The following is a 16,690-nucleotide window of genomic DNA, read 5'->3' on the forward strand; positions in this document are numbered from 1 at the left end:
GCGTCCGGTCCCGAACGGGTTTTCCGCAGGCTCCCGGTCAGGGCGTGACGTACCGGAACGTCCCCAGCACGACGCACCCACGGCCGGTGGTGAGGTTGACGGCGGTCGCGGCGGACCCCTCGCACAGCACCGGGTCGCGCAGGTCGCCGATGAAGGCCTGGGACTGCGGGCCGGCCACGACGAGCGCGGTCGCGGGCTCCTCGACGATGCCCAGGGCCAGCGCGTCCTCACCGAAACCGAGCGTGGCGAGAGAACCGCCGCGGGCCTCGCCCGCCCCGGCACCCCCCGAGAGCCCGGCCGCGAGCACCCGCGCCCCGGTGCGCGCGTCGGCGAAGCCGACTCCGCCGTCGCCGTGGGCCCACGCGCCGCTCGGTGCGTCCGCGACCGCGCCGCACGCGGTCCGCCCGTCGAGCTGGGTGACCGAGGCCGCCGAACCCGGGGGCGCCGCACACGTCACCGCCTGCGCGGACGGCGCCGCGACGAGTGCGGCCCCGACGGCCGCCGCCACCACGGCCCCACCACCGAGAACCCGAACCGACTTCCGCGCATCCGCTACCACCGACACGGTGACTGCCTCCTCCGGCCTCGTCCCCCGCAAACCGAATCCCCCAGGGGGAGTCTACGGAGACGCGCACCGGTTCACCGGGTCGGCGGGCATCGATGCGGTCACGAGAGGTCACCGCCCCGGTGAATCCCTAGCCGGGCCGCTTGCGGTCGGTGTCGCGGGACGGCTGCACCCGCTTCGGCTCGCCCGGCATCTTCGGATGGGTCGGCGGGTAGGGCAGGTCGCCGAGGCCCGCGGCGGCGTCCCGCTCGGCCATCTCGAGCAGCACGTCGAGCGCCTGCGCGGTCTCGTCCATCGCGGCCATCGGATCGCCGCGGCGCTCGAGCAGGCCCGGCACGGTCGCGATCGTGAGATCGTCCGGGTCGGCGTCGACGAGTTCGTCCCACGTCAGGGGTGTCGACACCGTCGCGATCGGGGTGCGCCGCACCGAATATGCCGACGCGATCGTCTTGTCCCGGGCGTTCTGGTTGAAGTCGAGGAAGATGCGCTGCCCGCGCTCCTCCTTCCACCACGCGGTGGTGGCCCGGCCGCCGCTGCGGCGTTCCACCTCCCGCATCAGGGCGATCCCGGCGCGGCGCACGCCGACGAAGTCCCACTCCGGGACGATGCGGACGTACACGTGCAGGCCGCGGCCGCCCGACGTCTTCGGGAAACCGACCAGACCCAGCTCGTCGAGCAGCGGTCGCAGCACCTCGAGCGCGACCGCGCGGGCGTCGTCGAACGCGGTCCCCGGCTGCGGGTCGAGATCGATGCGCAACTCGTCCGGGCGGTCGACGTCCCCGCAGCGCACCGCCCACGGGTGGAACGTCACGGTGCCCAGGTTCGCCGCCCACACGACGTCCGCCGCGCTGCGCACCCGCAGCACGTCGGCGGTGCGGCCGGACGGAAACGTCACCTCGCACGTCGCGACGTGGTCGGGCCGGCGGGCAGGCACCCGCTTCTGGTAGATCTCCTCGCCCTCGATCCCGTCGGGGAACCGCTGCAGATGTGTCGGCCGCTCCCGCAGCGCCTGCAGCAGCGGCGCCGAGCCGGCCGTCGCGACGGTCCGGTAGTACTCGACGAGGCGGCGCTTGGTGCCGGCCTCTCCGAGCCGGGGGAAGTACACCTTGTCGGGGTTGGACAGGCGGACGGGCACGCCGCCGACGTCCAGTTCCACGGCGGGAGAACGCTTCGCATCGGGCACCGGAGGTCACACTCCTGTCCGGTCGAGGACGTCGCCGAGGTCGTACCGCACCGGCACGTCCAACTGCTCGAAGGTGCAGCTGCGCGGCTCGCGGTCCGGTCGCCACCGCAGGAACCGCGCCGCGTGCCGGAACCGCAGGCCGGTCTCGGCGTTGCCCTCCATCTGGTCGTAGGCCACCTCCAGGACCCGCTCCGGCCGCAGCGGTATCCATCGGCGGTCCACCGCCGTCCGCCACCGGCTCGGCTCCCCCTCGGCGACGACGTCGGCGCCGACCCGCAGCGGTGCGAGTTCGGCGAGCAGCTCCTTGCGCTGTTCGACGGTGAACGCCGACGCACCGCCCACCATCACCGGTTCGTCGCCGCCGTCGTACAGGCCCAGCAGCAGGGACCCGACCCCGTCGATGCTCTTGTGCGGCCGGTAGCCGATGAGCACGCAGTCGGCGGTGCGGGCGTGCTTGACCTTGAGCATCTCCCGCTTGTCCGGCACATAGGGCCCGTCGAGACGCTTGGCGACGACCCCGTCGAGACCGGCACCCTCGAACTCGGCGAACCACCGGCCGGCGGTGTCCGCGTCGCGGGTGGCGGCCGTGACGTGGCAGCTGGGGCCGCCGCCGACCACCGCCCGCAGCCGCTCCCTGCGCCGCGCGAACGGCGCCTCCATCAGGTTCTCGTCACCGATCGCGAGCAGATCGAAGCCGACGAACTGCGCGGGGGTCTGCTCGGCGAGCAACGCGATGCGGCTCGCCGCCGGGTGGATTCGCTCGGACAGCGCCTGCCAGTCGAGCCGGATCCGGCCGTCGCGCGGGCGCGGCACCACGATCTCCCCGTCGACGACGCACCGGGCGGGCAACTCGGCCCGCACCGCCGCCGCCAGTTCCGGGAAGTACCGCACGAGGTCCTTGCCGCCGCGCGAGGCGAACACCACCTCGTCGCCGTCGCGGAACACGACGGCGCGGAAGCCGTCCCATTTCGGCTCGTACGACCACTCGGGGTCGCCGTCGGCGGGCTGAGCCGGGACCTCGGACACGGCCTTGGCGAGCATCGGTGCGATCGGCGGAGCGACGGGCAGCTGCACCGGCCCATGGTCGCACCCCGAGCCGACTCGTGCCCGCCGGATTTGCGAGAAATCACCCTACGTTTCCCGCCCGAGGCGGACATTCCGTACGCTCTCCCCCCATGAACTTCATTCGACGGGTGAGCGGCACCGCCGTCGCGCTGGCCGCGGCGGCTCTGGTACTCGGCGCGTGCGGATCGGACGTCGAGCCCCGGGCGGTGCCCGAGTCCGGGTCCGAGACCACGTCGGCGAGTGCATCGGATACCCGGACCACCACCGGCCGTCCGACCACTACCACGGCACCGACGTCCCCCGGCTCCTCCGGCCTGGACATCGACGTCGAGATCGGCGACTGCGTGCGCCTCGGCGGCACCGTCGACGACGCGACCATCGAGAACGCGACCTGCGGCAGCATGGACTCGAACTACAAGGTGATCGACATCGTCGACTCCAGCGAGCAGTGTGTCTCGGACGCCGACCAGACCTACTACGAATCCTCCGCCGGTGTCGAGGTGGGCGCCCTGTGCCTCGACGTCGACTGGGTGGTGGACAGCTGCATGGACATCTCCGGTGAGGACCCGCAACGCGTCGACTGCGCCGCGCCCGGCCCCGAGACGGAGAAGGTCACCGAGATCCTGCAGAACACCGACAACGTGAACGACTGCTCCGTCTCCGAAGGCGGATTCGTCTACAGCGAGCGTCGTTTCGTGGTCTGCACCGACACACTCTGAGGTCGCCGTCCGCCGCGGCCGGCTACAACCAGCCGCGGCGGCGGAAGATCGCGTAGAGCCCCGCGCACGTCATGACCATCATCAGTAGAGCCATGGGATATCCTGCGGCCCAATGCAATTCCGGCATGGTGTCGAAATTCATCCCGTAGACCGTGCCGATCAGCGTGGGCGCGAACAGAATCGCCGCCCACGCCGAGATCCGCTTGATCTCCTCGTTCTGCTCGATGCTCGCCCGGCTGAGATTGCGCATCTCCTCGTTCTGCATCTGTGAGACCAGCGTCGCGTTGACCGTGAGGATGTTGCCGAGCAGCTGACGGAAGCTGTCGACCTGCTCGACGACCGTCGTCGCGTGGTCGGTGACGTCCCGCAGGTAGCGCTGCAGTTCGTCGTCGGTGCGGTACTTGGCGAATCCCGACGACAGACCGGACAGCACGGTGAGCAGCGGCTTGGCCGCCCGCTGGAACTCGATGACCTCACGGGACAGTTCGTAGATGCGGCGCGAGACCCGCGGATCGCCGCTGAACACCTCGGTCTCGATCTCGTCGATGTCGTTCTGCAGGCCCGCGACGACCGGCGCGTACCCGTCGACGACGGCGTCGAGGATCGCGTAGAGCACCGCCTCGGGGCCGAGCCGCAGCAGATCCGGCTCGCTCTCCATCCGGTCCCGCACCGCCGACAGGTCGGGCGATTCGCTGTGCCGGACGGTCAGCACGAACGTCGGGCCGACGAAGACGTGCACCTCACCGAAGTCGACCCGCTCGGATTCGTCGACGTAGCGGGCGGCCCGCAGCACGACGAACAGCGTGTCGCCGTACCGCTCGAGCTTCGGGCGCTGATGCGCGACGATGGCATCCTCGACCGCGAGTTCGTGCAGCCCGAATTGCTCTGCGGCGGCGTTGAGTTGAGCGTCGGTGGGCCGGTACATCCCGATCCACGCCATCGAGCCGGGCTCGGGCAGGCAGTCGAGGGCTTGCGCGAGCGTCGCCGGCGACGCGACGCGGCGGCCGTCACGGTAGACCGCGCTGTCGACGATGCTGCTCTCCGCCCCCGCGGCGTCACGGCCGGGACTCGACGCGACGGCGGGGTGCAGGGACGCACCGAACCCGGCGGACGGGTCGGCGGTCGCCGCCGCGGAGCGACGCGGCAGCAGGGCACGGACGGAACGGTTCGGCAGCATGTCGGCACGGCCTTTCGGGGGGCACGGGGGACGACGGCGAGGGCATTCGCCGTGGGACGTACACGCGACGGCAACCGTCGCGCACCGAAAGGACGCGTACGGGCTGCCGTCAGCCGGTACTCGGAGGTCGACTGCGCATCGCGAGTCCCACCTCCTCCACATCACCCGGAACCGCTCCGGGGGCCTGACGAAACACCAGCAGCGTACGCCTTCGTGCCGCACGGAGCCATTTCGGCCGGTCCGGCGCACGACGTCGCGCCGCCCGGCGGACGGTGTCGGTGGCTGCGGCCACAATCGCCGTGACCGCCCTCACCGCCCGCACGACCGACGACAGGACCCCCGATGACGCACTGGCCCGATCGACCGATCTGCGCGTTCGACCTCGAGACCACCGACCGCGATCCGCGGATCGCGCGCATCGTGACCGCGTCCGTCGTCGTCCTCGACGGTGACACCGTCGCGTCGCGGACGTGGCTGCTCGATCCGGGCATCGAGATCCCGGAGGAGACGTCGGCGATCCACGGCGTGACCACGGAGCGGGCGCGCGCCGAGGGCCTCGAGTACACGGCCGGCTACGCCCAGATCCGCGAGGCACTGTGCGAGGCCTGGGTCCGCGATCACATCGTCGTGGCGTTCAACGCCAGTTACGACCTGACGGTCATCGACGCCGAGGGCCGCCGGCTGGGCCTGCCGGGACTCGCCACGGGCCTGGTGTTCGACCCGTACGTCGTCGACCGCGAGATGGACCGCGGCCGCGAGGGCGGCCGCACCCTGCAGGCGGTCTGCGCTGCGTACGGCGTCACGCTGACCGCCGCCCATCAGGCCGAGGCGGACGCACTCGCGGCCGGGCAACTGGCGCGGGCGCTGTGCACCCGCTTCCCGCAGCTCGCCGACCTGGACATCATGACGGACCAGGCGGCCTGGCACGCGGAGCGGCAACGCAATTTCGCCGAGTACCTCTCGGGCCTCGGCCGCGACGCGTCGGACGTGGACCCGCAATGGCCCATCCGCGGTATCGCCTGAGAGAAGTTGCCGGGCAGCGGTTTCCAATGCAGAAACTCTCGACACCGTCCGTGGGCGACCGAATGTCACATGCGTTCGATCGAATCGAACGCATGTGACATTCGGTCCGGCCGCTCGGCGCTCACCCCTTGACGACGCCGAGCGGCACGAGCCGGGCGATCCGGCGGGCCAGGCCCGCACGTTCGCTCACCTCCGCCACCGCGTCGATGTCCTTGTACGCCTCCGGCTTCTCCTCGGCGAGTCCCCGCCACGAGCTTCCCCGCACGAGCACCCCGTGCGTCTCGAGTGCGTCGCGCACCGCCCGGCCGTCGGTGTGCCGGGCAGCACGGTGCCGGCTCTGCACCCGACCGGCCCCGTGCGCGGTGGAGTAGAACGCCGGGTTCCCGGCGACACCGGCCAGCACGTACGACGCGGTGCCCATCGTGCCGGGGATGAGCACGGGCTGCCCTGCATCGGTGAGGTCGGCGGGCACGTCGGGGTGGTCCGGCGGCAGGGACCGCGTCGCGCCCTTGCGGTGCACGCACAGCGCGCGGACCCGGCCGCCGACCTCGTGCCGCTCGATCTTCGCCAGGTTGTGCGAGATGTCGTAGAGGAGGTCGAGGGTCGTGCCGGCCGTTTCCTCGAAGACCCGGCGGGCCGCCTCGGTGAGCAACTGCCGGTTGGCCCGGCCGTAGTTGGCCGCCGCCACCATGGCCCCGAGATAGGCCTCCCCCTCCGGCGACCGGACCGGAACGCACGCCAGCTGCCGGTCGGGGACGTGAATCCCATAGCGGCCCATTGCCTTACCCATCTCACGTACATGGTCGGTGCAAATCTGGTGGCCCAGGCCGCGGGATCCGCAGTGGATCATCACGCACACCGTGCCCACGTCGAGCCCCATCAGCCGCGCGGTGTCCGGATCGAAGACCCGCTCGACGGCCTGGACCTCGAGGAAGTGGTTTCCCGACCCGAGGCTGCCGAGCTGACCGAGGCCCCGCTCGACGGCACGGTCGCTCACCGAGTCCGGGTCGGCGCCGTCCAACACGCCACGGTCCTCACACCGCTCGAGGTCGCGGGCGACGCCGTGCCCCTGCTCCACCGCGAAGCGGGCGCCGCCCGCGAGCACCTGCCGCAGCACGGTACGGTCCGGGAGTTCCCACACGCCCCGGGTCTCCATGCCGCGCGGTACGACGCGACCGAGCCGGTCCATCAACACACCCAGGCGCGACGCGAGGGCGGACCGGTCCGCGTCGCGTGCGATCAGGAGCCGTACGCCGCACGAGATGTCGAAGCCCACGCCGCCGGGGGAGACGACGCCGCCGTCGTCGATGTCCGTCGCCGCGACCCCGCCGATGGGAAAGCCGTAACCCCAGTGCACGTCCGGCATGGCGAACGACGCGGTGACGATGCCGGGCAGCGTCGCGACGTTGGCGACCTGGGTGAGCGCCTCGTCCCCCTCCGCGACGGGGAGCAGGGACCGGGCGGCGAAGACGATCCCGGGTACGCGCATCGCGCCGGCCCGATCGATCCGGAACCGGTACGGGGTCTCCTCGACGATCCTCATCACTGTCCGATCCGGGGGCGGGAACGCGACGTCGGCGGCCTCGTTCCACCATAAGATCTGCAGTGCCTGCTGCACAGGCCCGGGAGCGAATCATGAACGGAAGCGGGTACCGGTCGGTGCCGCACACGGCGGATCTGCGCATCGAGGCGTGGGCACCGACCCGTGACGAGTGCATCGCGCAGGCGGTGCGCGGCGCCGTCGCGAGCTTCGCCGACATCTCGTCCGCGGGACCCGGCCGGGTCCGCAACCGCCCGTTGACGGCCGACGGCGACGAGGACCTGCTCGTCGCGGTGCTCGACGAGGTGATCTATCTGCTCGACACGGCCGGGGAGATCCCGATCGACGTGGTCGTCGAATCCGGCGGCGGCACAGCGGAGGCGCGGTTCTCGATGGTCGACGCCGCCGCGGTGCCCCAGATCGGTGCGGTCCCGAAGGCGGTGTCGCTCCACGAGCTGCGCCTCGACCGACGACCGGAAGGGTGGTCGTGCTCGGTGACGCTGGACGTGTGAACCGGCGACGAGCGCCGCAGTACCGGTCGCGGCACGCCGAGCGCAGGCGACCGTGTGGGCGCCCTCGCCGTTGTGACTTTCCGCTGTAGATGGCCGGGATTGCCTGCCGGGCCGGTGCCCGTTGCCGGGGCCGAGACCCGGGTGGTCGGCGAGCGGCGGCGCTACATCGGCATGTTCATCATGGGCATCCCGCCCATCTGGTGGAGCCACATCATCAGCTGGTGCAGCAGGGTGTGCGCCTGGTCCATCATGCCCATCATGTTCACGGCCGTGACCTTTCTGGAGCCGAGTAACCCTCGGGGGCGGGATCGTCCCACTATGGCGCTCTGTTGTTCCCCGATGTGCCACCTCGCCTGCGAGATCCGTCTTCTTCAACAGATCTTCACGAGATCTCGACTTTCGGTGTCCGGACACGGCAGGAGTGGGCCGCAGCACCCCCGCACTTCGGAACCTGCCGGCGCGCATGGCGTGGCACCGGTTCATTCGAGCTGTCGTGCGCCGCCCGGCGTGGGTGCGCTGCGGCTGTGCCAGTGGGGCGGTGCGGTTGCCCGCTCGGAGGTCAGTCCGCAGCGATGATGGGGGTGCCGCGGTCGGCCAGCCACTGCGCCGGGTCGGTCTTGGCGCCGGAGCGGTCTTCGACCTCGAAGTGCAAGTGGGGTCCGGTGGAGTTGCCGCGATCTCCGACGGTGGCGATCTTCTGCCCGGCTTCGACTCGTTGCCCGGCCGTCACCAGGTTGGTGTTGTTGTGGCCGTAGGTGGTCACCGTGCCGTCGTCGTGCCGGATGCGTACCCACAGCCCGTAGCCCTGTGCCGGTCCGGCGCTGATGACCTCCCCGTCGGCGACGGCGACGATCGGTGCGCCCATGGTATTGGCGATGTCGATGCCTCCGTGTCCCCGCCCGTCCCCGAAGGTGGAGGTGATCACCCCGGCGGTCGGGGCGACGGACCGCCCGGTCCCGCCCCAGTGCCCGCCGTCGGCCGGGCGCGGCAGGGTGGGGCTTGCGGGTGCGGCGCCGGGGTCTTCCCCTCCGGTGGCGCTCTTGTTGCCGGGGCCGTATCGGGTGTGCCCGCAGCAGGCGCGTCGTCGCCGCCGGGCGGCGCCCCAGGCTCCGGTGCCGGGGGTTGCCCGAATCTCGCGTGCTCTCGACCGCTACCGTCCCCCTACACTGAGGGCACTCGGTCTGTCGAGTGTGAGAGGAGCGGAGATGCGGAACCTGTCGCCGCTGACGATCGTGCTGACCGAGCAGGAGCGCCTGCGGGTGCGCGAACAGCTCCGGCAGCGAGCTGCATGAATCGCGACCAGTTCTCCATGGACCTCAAGGCGCGTGCGCGCACCTGGACGAGCCTGCCGGGCGCGGTGTCGGCGTTGGCCGCAGCTGCCCTGCTCGTGGCCGGATGCTCGTCCCCCGACACCCCTCGCGCGGCGACCGTACCCTCCGGCGCCGCCACCGCACCGCGCGTTGCGTTGTCCCCGGCGCTCGATCACGTGCACGGGATGAGCGTCGATTCCGCCGGCACGATCCTGGCCGGCACCCACAGCGGACTGGTCGCGGTCGCGCCGTCCGGCGCCACCACCGAGGTCGGCACCTCCGACGACGATCTGATGGGGCTGGCCGGGGTGTCCGGCAGCGACGTGCTGGTCGCCTCGGGCCATCCGGGTCCGTCGAACCCCGGCCCCAACCCGCTGGGTTTGCGCCGCAGCGACGACGGCGGGCGCACCTGGACCGACCGGTCCCTGCTCGGAGAGGTGGATTTCCACGCCCTGGCCACGGACGGCACCGTGGTGGTCGGTTTCGACGGCACCCGCGGCATCCGGGTGTCCACCGACGCCGGCGCCACCTGGAGCGCCGGTGCCACCGTGGCGGCCGCGGCCCTGGCCCTGACCCCGGGCGCGGTGTGGGCGATCACGCCGGCCGGGCTCGAGCGCAGCACCGACCTGGCACGCACCTTCACCCCGGTCGAGGACGCACCCGCCCTCGTGCTGCTGGCCGGCACCGGCGACGGGCTGTGGGGCATCGATGCCGACGGCTACGCCTGGCGCAGCCGGGACGGCGCCGCCTGGGAGCAGCGGGCCTTCGTCGGGCAGGTGGAGGCGCTGACCGCCACCGGGTTCGACACCGCCTACGCCGCCACGGCCGAGGTCTTGTACACACTGAACTGACGCGGTCGGACCGGGCGGTGCTCCCCGCTGACCGGTGGGGCCCGGCACGTCCGCGTGCCGGGCCCCACCGTGTCGACCGCGCGAGCGCGGCGGCTTTCTCGCGGTCACAACGAGGACAAAATGTTCTCCATCGTGGTGATCTCCTGCTGCTGCGTCTCGGCGATGGTGCGCGCCATGGCCACCGCGTCGGAATTCTGCCCGGAGTCGACCTCGGTCTGCGCCATCGCGATCGCGCCGCGGTGATGTTCGATCATCTGGGTCAGGAACAGGCGGGACGCGTCGACACCCTGTGCGTCGCGCAGGGCGGTCATGTCCTCGGCCGACATCATCCCGCTCATGCCGCCACCCATCTGTCCGCCGCCGGGCATCGTGGTGGACTGCATCGGCATGTCGTGTCCGGGCATCTCCATCCCGGGGGACGACATGGGCATGTTCGGAGTGGCCATCGGCATGCTGGTCGTGCCCATGGGCATGGTGGGCTGCCCCCAGTCGGTGAGCCAGCTCTGCAGCTGCTCGATCTCCGGGCCCTGGGCGGCCTTGATCTGCTGGGCCAGTTCGGTGACCCGCGGGTCGATGCCCTCCTTGGCCAGGATGACGTCGCTCATCTCGATGGCCTGGCTGTGGTGCGGGATCATCTGCTGGGCGAAGGTCACATCCGCCTGGTTGTGGTCGGCGGCCGTCTCGGCGGAGGCGCTGGTGGTCGCCGTCGCCGACGGGCTCGCCTGCGAGGCCTGATCGTTGCCCGAGTCGCTGCAGGCGGCCAGGGTGAGCGCCGCAGCGACCGCCACTGCGCCGGTGGCCAGAGACTTCTTCCTCACAAGAACATTCCTTTCCGTCGTGTACACGCACCGGGCCGACACCACGGTCGCGATAGCGAAGGCATCCCCCACAGCGGCTGCGGCAAACCCGGCCCGCCTCACCCCTCGGCGGGGGACGCGGACCACTGCGGGTGTGATACGCCCTCTGCGGTGCGGCCGACCGGCCGGCCGCACCTCGTCCGGATCCGAGCCTGGCAGCCGCACCCGGCGACAACTCGGACCTTTCGGTGAAGATTTCCTGAAGAACCACCGCGCCGAGCCCGGAGCCGGGGTCACACGGCGCTCCGTGCCCGGACCGTGGACGCTGCGGCCCCTTCCCGCCCCGGCCCCTCCGGCAATCGGCGACCGACCCGGACGCCTGGGCGACCATCGCCGCTGTTCTTGAGCAGATCTTCACGGAAACGACGGCGAAGAGCTCATCGAGGCCGGGCACCGTGGACAGCGAACACACCGGGACCGCGCACCGCTGCCCCACGCGGGGTGCCGGTGCTGCGGCCGACCGGGTCGGACAGCCGGTGTCCGGTAGCGCCGACCGAGGGCGAGGAAGGGTGGTTTCGATGATGTTCTGGTACGGCAACGGCATGAACGGTTGGGGTTATGTGCTCATGACCGTCGGGATGGTGGCGTTCTGGGCGTTGGTGATCGTCGGCATCGTGATGCTGGTGCGCGCCGCGACTCCCCGGTCGACACCACCGCCGGCGCCCTATGCCCCGACGCCGGAAGAGATTGTGGCCATGCGCTTCGCCCGCGGCGAGATCGACGAGGACGAGTACCGGCGCCGTCTCGACGCCCTGCACACCCATCGGCCCGGCCCGGGGGCGTGAAGACCGCAGTCAGGTCGAATCGCCCTGCCCACCTCAGGTGCGCCGGGTTCAGGAGCGGCGGTGTCAGCGGCGGTAGTGGCGACCGTCGGAGTCGTCGGTGACCAGGCGGTACAGCACGTAGACCGAGAACCAGACGATCAGCACGGACACCAGCACGAGCGCGATCTCGTACACGAGGACCACACCACCGATCCTACGGCCGCGCCGGCCACCCGATCCCACCCTGGCGTCGACCCCTGGATGCGCCGACACCGCGGTGAGGTCAGCGGTGCGGGCTGGTAGGGATCGGCTCCGGTGCCGGGCGCGGCGCCGGCTGCTCCTGCGGTGGGGACGGCAACCGCAGCCGCTTGAGCATCAGCGCATTGACCGCGACGATCAGGCTCGAGCCGGACATCGACAACGCCGCGATCTCCGGGCGCAGCACCAGCCCGAAGGCGGGCTCGAACACGCCGGCGGCGATCGGCAGCGCGATGACGTTGTAGCCGACCGCCCAGCCGAGATTCTGCCGCATCTTGCGCAAGGTGCCCCGGCCGATGCGCAGCGCAATCGGCACATCCAGCGGGTCCGAGCGCATCAGCACCAGATCGGCGGTTTCGATCGCGACGTCGGTGCCGGCACCGATGGCGATCCCCAGATCCGCCTGCGCGAGGGCGGGTGCGTCGTTGACGCCGTCGCCGACCATGGCGACCTTCTTCCCGGCTCTTTGCAGTTCGGCGATCTTGTCGGCCTTGTCGCCGGGCAGCACCTCGGCGATGACGGTGCCGATGCCCAGTTGTCCGGCGATGCGGCGGGCTGTGGCCACGTTGTCGCCGGAGAGCATGACCACCTCGATGCCGAGTTCGTGCAGCGACGCCACCGCCTCGGCCGAGGTCTCCCGGGCGGCGTCGGCCAGGGCAATCGCCCCGACGCCGCGGCCGTCGACAGCGACGAGGACCGCGGTGCGGCCGGTCGAAGCCAGCTCGTCGCGCCGGTCCATCAACGCGCCGAAGTCGACATTCTCGGCGACCATGAGTTTGCGGTTGCCGACGGCCACCCGCCGGCCCGCCACCTCGGCGACCGCACCGTGTCCGGGCACGTTGCGGAAGTTCTCCAACGACACCGCGGGAAGGCCGCGGGCGGCGGCATAGCGCACGATCGCACCGGCGAGAGGATGTTCGGATTCGCGTTCGACCGCCGTCACCAGGGTCAGCAGCTCGTCCTCGGTGAGCCCGTCGACGACGACGTCGGTGACCTCCGGCTCGCCCTTGGTCAAGGTGCCGGTCTTGTCCATCACCACGGTGTCGATGCGGGCCGAGGTCTCGAGGGCGGTGGCGTTCTTGAACAGCACGCCGCGCTGGGCGCCGAGACCGGTGCCGACCATGATCGCGGTCGGGGTGGCCAACCCGAGCGCGTCGGGGCAGGTGATCACCACGACGGTGATGGCAAACAGCAGCGCCCGCTGCACATCCCCGTCGACCGCCCACCACACCACGAACGTGCCCAGCCCCCCGATCAGGGCGACGAGCACCAGCCAGAATGCGGCGCGATCGGCCAGGCGCTGGCCGGGTGCCTTGGAATTCTGGGCCTCCTGCACCAGCGCGACGATCTGCGCGAGCGCGGTGTCGGAGCCGACCTTGGTCGCCCGTACCCGCAGGGTGCCGGTGGTGTTGATCGACGCACCGATCACCTCGGACCCTTCGGCCTTGGTCACCGGCAGGGACTCCCCGGTGACCATGGATTCGTCGACCTCGGAACTGCCGGTCTCGACGGTGCCGTCGACCGGGATCTTCGCCCCCGGTCGGATCAGGAGCAGGTCCCCGACCACGACCTCGGCGGTGGGGATCTCCACCGGCTGCCCGTCGCGCAGTACCACCGCCATCGGCGGGGCGAGTTCGAGCAGGGTCCGGATGGCATCGTTGGCGCCGCCGCGGGCGCGCATCTCGAACCAGTGCCCGAGCAGCACGAAGCTCGCCAGCACGGAGGCGGCCTCGTAGAACACCTCGCCGCCGCCCGTCAGTGTCACGCCCACGCTGTAGAGCCAGCCGGTGCCGATCGCGACGGCGACGAGCACCATCATGTCCAGGGTCCGCGCCTTCAAGGCCCGGTAGGCACCGTCGAAGAAGATCCACGACGAGTAGAAGATCACCGGCAGGCTCAGCAACAGGGTGAACACGTCGTCGCGCAGGCCGAACGGCGCCGGGACGGTGAACCCGAACATCTCGCGACCCATCGGCGACCACAACATGATCGGGATCGACAGCACCAGCGCCACCAGGAACCGATTGCGCATGTCGCGGACCATGGCGTCCATCGACATCCCGGCGTGACCGCCGTGACCCATCAGCTCCTGCGCGGTGTGCCCGCCGGGCATCTCGTGCGCCGCCGGCTGCGGGGGATGTGCGGGTGTGCCCGGGCCCGGAGCCGGTTCGCTCATCGGGTCGCACACGTGCTCGGGCACCGAGCGGCCGGCGCAGTGATAGCCGCAGTCCCGCACCCATTTCGACAGCTCCGCCACCGACGTGCGGTCCGGATCGTAGGTGACGGTGGCGGTCTGGTTCACCGCGTTGGCCTCCACCGCGGTCACTCCCGGTCGGCGCAGCAGGGCCGATTCGATGACCGGCGTCGACGTCGCCCAGTGCAGGCCGCCTACTTCGAGAACGGTGGTTCGGTTCATTCGATCCGGTCCCTCCCTCTGATAGCGGGGACGCATTACTCGCCCCCGTACGCAGTGCGGTTCCGCCGAACCGCAGTACCGGTAGCCGACACCGGTGAACGGTCATCGCTGATCGAGTCCGAGTCTGCCCCGCCCCGCCCCGGCGTCTTCTGGTGGTTGGATGAAGATCCGTTGAAGAAGTCCGGGTCTCGGTCAGGGTCCGTGCTCGTCGGTACCAGTGCCCCGGCGATGATCAGCCATCTCGCCTCCTCGGATTCCGGATGTGCGGGTCGGTTGGTACCGGAGCCGTGCGCCGATGACTCTTCCCGCCGCGGTGGGGGTTTCGGCTGGTGGTTCGGTGAAGATCTGTTGAAGACTCTGCATCCCCCGAAACGGGTACCGCCGAGCCCTGCGGTGACAGTCCCTCAGCCGCTGTGGTGTTCGCCGTGGTCGGCCGGGACGGTGGTGGTCGGCACCGAGCTCGGTCCCGGCGCCGGCGCAGGGTTCGGGGCCGAGGGGCCGGTCAGAGCCGGTCCGAGCACGAACGCCGAGAGCGAGAACATCGCCGCGAACACCACCAGGGCGAACGCCGGGGCCTTCCAGGTGTGGAACCGCCGGAACAGCCGGCGCAGCAGCGGAATCGAGAACACCACCCCGAGGGCGAAGAACAACAGGTTGCCCCCGGCGCCGGTGACCAGCGCGGCCCCGGCGATCAGGCCGACGTGGTGCAGCACGTGCGGCGCCAGCCCCATCACCGCGCCGAGGGCCGCGGACACGGCGTTCCAGGTCGCGGCCGGCGGGCCCTTGCGGGCCGGCACGGCCGCCGGTGGGGTGCTCATGGCTTCGGCGGTGGCGGGGTGCTCGCCGGGAGGAGTCGTCACACGCAGGCTCCGTCTTCTCAGGCGCGGTAGGACAGGGTCGTCATCATTCCGGCTTCCTGGTGGTAGGCGTTGTGGCAGTGCAGGGCCCACTGGCCCGGGTTGTCGGCGTCGAACTCGATTTCCACAGTCTGCATCGGACGCACCGTCACGGTGTCCTTGCGGGCTCCGCCGTCGACCAGGGCGAAGGTGTGTCCGTGCACGTGCATCGGGTGGAACATGGCCGACATGTTCCGCAGCCGCATCCGTACCCGTTGTCCCTGGGCGACGGTCAGCGGCGCGGTGTCGGGGAAGGTGGCGCCGTTGAGCATCCACCGGTACGGGGCCATCGTGCCGCCCATGTCGACGCTCAGGTAGTTGTCGTGGGATCGTCGGGGCAACCGCACCTGCTCGGCCGGGGACAGGGCGGTGCCGAGCAGCACCCGCCGATCCAGCTCGCCGGGCCGGGTATCGGTGGTGGCCGTCCCGGCGGCGGTGCGCACGACGGCCACCGCGTGGCCGGGTTTGCCTTCGGCGGCGGCGTAGAGCGGGAACACCCCGTCGGCGAGGGTGACCAGCACATCGAACCGTTCGCCCATACCGATCAGCACCGCGTCGGTGTTCCGGGGGGACACGGGGAAACCGTCACTGTGGGTGACCGTCATCGCATGTCCACCGAGCCCGACGCGGAAGGCGGTGTCCGAGGCGGCATTGACCAGCCGGATCCGCACCCGCTGCCCCGGGGCGGCGGTCAGGGTCACCGGGTCGACGGGGGTGCGGCCGTTGAGCAGGTAGTACGGGTAGTTCACGTCGCCGGCACCGCCGAGCAGGTCCGAGCGCATGCTCTCTGCACCCATCATCGAGCCCATGCCGCCCATCGCGCCGTGGTCCATCATCGAGCCCATCCCACCCGCGCGGGGGGCGAGCCGGCCGGGGGCCGGCATGCCGAGTTCGCGGGCGACATCGTCGGGGGTGCGGCCGGTGCCGTCGACCCAGTCGTCGAGCACGACGACCCATTCGTCGTCGTAGCCGCCGGGCTCGGCCGGGTCGTCGATCACCACCACCCCGTACAGGCCGCGGTCGAGCTGCAGCCCGGTATGCGAGTGGTAGAAGTAGGTGCCCGGATGCGGGGGCGTGAATTCGTAGGTGAACGACTCCCCGGCGACGATGGGCTCCTGCGTGAGCCCCGGTACCCCGTCCATGTCGTTGCTCATCGCGATGCCGTGGAAGTGGATGCTGGTGTCGGCCTCGAGTCGGTTGTCGACCCGCACCTGCAGCAGATCCCCGGCCCGGGCCCGCAGCAGCGGACCGGGCAGCGTGTCACCATAGCCCCAGGTCGAGACCACCGTACCGCCGAGGTCGACCTGCACAGGCCGCGCCGTCACCTGCGCGGCGACCACCGCCTGCCCGGTGGTACGGCGTTGGGCCTCGAGCCGGCGCACCGCCTCGGCGCCCGGCCCGACCGGATTTCCCGCTACACCGGGGCGGGCGCAGCCGACCGGCCCACCGAGGGCCATCGCCCCGGCGGCCGCGGACGCACCGAGCAGAAACATACGGCGGGACATCTGCACCACACACATCTCCTGGAAACGTTGGGACGACAACGGACGACAC

The 16,690-nt window shown here is 71.1% G+C and carries 14 protein-coding genes and 1 pseudogene; 5 read left to right on the forward strand and 10 right to left on the reverse strand.

All coding sequences use genetic code 11. The annotated features are described in order from the left end of the window. Positions 1–37: 37 nt before the first annotated feature. The 3 genes from G6039_RS13990 to G6039_RS14000 all read right to left on the reverse strand — a co-directional run bounded on the left by G6039_RS13990 (position 38) and on the right by G6039_RS14000 (position 2,822). Complete coding sequence (locus tag G6039_RS13990; RefSeq protein ID WP_006931715.1) at positions 38–565, reverse strand: DUF6764 family protein; 528 nt, start codon at positions 563–565, stop codon at positions 38–40. 130 nt (positions 566–695) lie between these two features. Next, on the reverse strand, positions 696–1,748 hold the full coding sequence (locus tag G6039_RS13995; RefSeq protein ID WP_006931712.1) for a DNA polymerase domain-containing protein: 1,053 nt from the start codon (positions 1,746–1,748) through the stop codon (positions 696–698). Between the two features lie 6 nt (positions 1,749–1,754). Beyond that, complete coding sequence (locus G6039_RS14000) at positions 1,755–2,822, reverse strand: ATP-dependent DNA ligase (protein ID WP_006931710.1); 1,068 nt, start codon at positions 2,820–2,822, stop codon at positions 1,755–1,757. 101 nt (positions 2,823–2,923) lie between these two features. Between G6039_RS14000 and lppU the strand changes: the two genes are divergently transcribed. Continuing rightward, complete coding sequence (gene lppU / locus G6039_RS14005) at positions 2,924–3,532, forward strand: LppU family putative lipoprotein (protein WP_006931708.1); 609 nt, start codon at positions 2,924–2,926, stop codon at positions 3,530–3,532. 22 nt (positions 3,533–3,554) lie between these two features. Here the strand turns inward: lppU and corA are convergent, their stop codons facing one another. Further along, positions 3,555–4,709 carry a magnesium/cobalt transporter CorA gene (gene corA, locus G6039_RS14010; protein WP_006931706.1) on the reverse strand — a complete coding sequence of 385 codons (1,155 nt, stop codon included), beginning with the start codon at positions 4,707–4,709 and terminating at the stop codon, positions 3,555–3,557. 342 nt (positions 4,710–5,051) lie between these two features. Between corA and G6039_RS14015 the strand changes: the two genes are divergently transcribed. After that, the gene (locus G6039_RS14015) at positions 5,052–5,732 is read left to right on the forward strand and encodes a 3'-5' exonuclease (protein ID WP_006931704.1); all 681 of its coding nucleotides are present in this window, start codon (positions 5,052–5,054) and stop codon (positions 5,730–5,732) included. Positions 5,733–5,853: 121 nt separating this feature from the next. Here G6039_RS14015 and G6039_RS14020 read toward each other — a convergent pair whose 3' ends face one another. Beyond that, positions 5,854–7,275 (reverse strand): RtcB family protein, encoded by a 1,422-nt coding sequence (locus G6039_RS14020; RefSeq protein ID WP_029546328.1) that lies wholly within the window; start codon positions 7,273–7,275, stop codon positions 5,854–5,856. Positions 7,276–7,367: 92 nt separating this feature from the next. Here G6039_RS14020 and G6039_RS14025 point away from each other — a divergent pair, with 92 nt between their 5' ends. Beyond that, positions 7,368–7,784 carry an archease gene (locus G6039_RS14025; RefSeq protein WP_043802925.1) on the forward strand — a complete coding sequence of 139 codons (417 nt, stop codon included), beginning with the start codon at positions 7,368–7,370 and terminating at the stop codon, positions 7,782–7,784. Positions 7,785–8,343: 559 nt separating this feature from the next. Here G6039_RS14025 and G6039_RS14030 read toward each other — a convergent pair. Beyond that, positions 8,344–8,808, reverse strand: a pseudogene (locus G6039_RS14030) (M23 family metallopeptidase); the annotation flags it as partial. A 264-nt stretch (positions 8,809–9,072) separates the two neighbouring features. On the opposite strand from G6039_RS14030, the gene G6039_RS14035 reads away from it, so the two are divergent. Further along, positions 9,073–9,945, forward strand: a complete 873-nt coding sequence (locus tag G6039_RS14035; RefSeq protein WP_373867484.1) for a F510_1955 family glycosylhydrolase — start codon at positions 9,073–9,075, stop codon at positions 9,943–9,945. Positions 9,946–10,049: 104 nt separating this feature from the next. Here G6039_RS14035 and G6039_RS14040 read toward each other — a convergent pair whose 3' ends face one another. Continuing rightward, on the reverse strand, positions 10,050–10,763 hold the full coding sequence (locus G6039_RS14040; protein ID WP_029546334.1) for a DUF305 domain-containing protein: 714 nt from the start codon (positions 10,761–10,763) through the stop codon (positions 10,050–10,052). A 557-nt stretch (positions 10,764–11,320) separates the two neighbouring features. Here G6039_RS14040 and G6039_RS14045 point away from each other — a divergent pair. Continuing rightward, complete coding sequence (locus G6039_RS14045; RefSeq protein WP_006945984.1) at positions 11,321–11,587, forward strand: SHOCT domain-containing protein; 267 nt, start codon at positions 11,321–11,323, stop codon at positions 11,585–11,587. Between the two features lie 262 nt (positions 11,588–11,849). Here the strand turns inward: G6039_RS14045 and G6039_RS14050 are convergent, their stop codons facing one another. The 3 genes from G6039_RS14050 to G6039_RS14060 all read right to left on the reverse strand — a co-directional run bounded on the left by G6039_RS14050 (position 11,850) and on the right by G6039_RS14060 (position 16,656). After that, complete coding sequence (locus tag G6039_RS14050; RefSeq protein ID WP_043802922.1) at positions 11,850–14,240, reverse strand: heavy metal translocating P-type ATPase; 2,391 nt, start codon at positions 14,238–14,240, stop codon at positions 11,850–11,852. A 404-nt stretch (positions 14,241–14,644) separates the two neighbouring features. Continuing rightward, complete coding sequence (locus G6039_RS14055) at positions 14,645–15,100, reverse strand: hypothetical protein (RefSeq protein ID WP_029546339.1); 456 nt, start codon at positions 15,098–15,100, stop codon at positions 14,645–14,647. 17 nt (positions 15,101–15,117) lie between these two features. Next, positions 15,118–16,656, reverse strand: a complete 1,539-nt coding sequence (locus G6039_RS14060) for a multicopper oxidase family protein (protein WP_164528082.1) — start codon at positions 16,654–16,656, stop codon at positions 15,118–15,120. Positions 16,657–16,690 lie beyond the last annotated feature (34 nt).

Origin of the sequence: Rhodococcus aetherivorans (assembly GCF_011058165.1) — a bacterium.
Taxonomy (GTDB): domain Bacteria; phylum Actinomycetota; class Actinomycetes; order Mycobacteriales; family Mycobacteriaceae; genus Rhodococcus; species Rhodococcus aetherivorans.

Excerpts from the sequence above, each read along its gene's own strand:
- G6039_RS14015 (WP_006931704.1), top strand. The coding sequence starts at position 5,052 with ATGACGCACTGGCCCGATCGACCGATCTGCGCGTTCGACCTCGAGACC.
- lppU (WP_006931708.1), top strand. The coding sequence starts at position 2,924 with ATGAACTTCATTCGACGGGTGAGCGGCACCGCCGTCGCGCTGGCCGCG.
- G6039_RS14025 (WP_043802925.1), top strand. The coding sequence starts at position 7,368 with ATGAACGGAAGCGGGTACCGGTCGGTGCCGCACACGGCGGATCTGCGC.
- G6039_RS14050 (WP_043802922.1), bottom strand. The coding sequence starts at position 14,240 with ATGAACCGAACCACCGTTCTCGAAGTAGGCGGCCTGCACTGGGCGACG.
- G6039_RS14035 (WP_373867484.1), top strand. The coding sequence starts at position 9,073 with ATGAATCGCGACCAGTTCTCCATGGACCTCAAGGCGCGTGCGCGCACC.
- G6039_RS14060 (WP_164528082.1), bottom strand. The coding sequence starts at position 16,656 with ATGTGTGTGGTGCAGATGTCCCGCCGTATGTTTCTGCTCGGTGCGTCC.
- G6039_RS14045 (WP_006945984.1), top strand. The coding sequence starts at position 11,321 with ATGATGTTCTGGTACGGCAACGGCATGAACGGTTGGGGTTATGTGCTC.
- G6039_RS14020 (WP_029546328.1), bottom strand. The coding sequence starts at position 7,275 with ATGAGGATCGTCGAGGAGACCCCGTACCGGTTCCGGATCGATCGGGCC.
- corA (WP_006931706.1), bottom strand. The coding sequence starts at position 4,709 with ATGCTGCCGAACCGTTCCGTCCGTGCCCTGCTGCCGCGTCGCTCCGCG.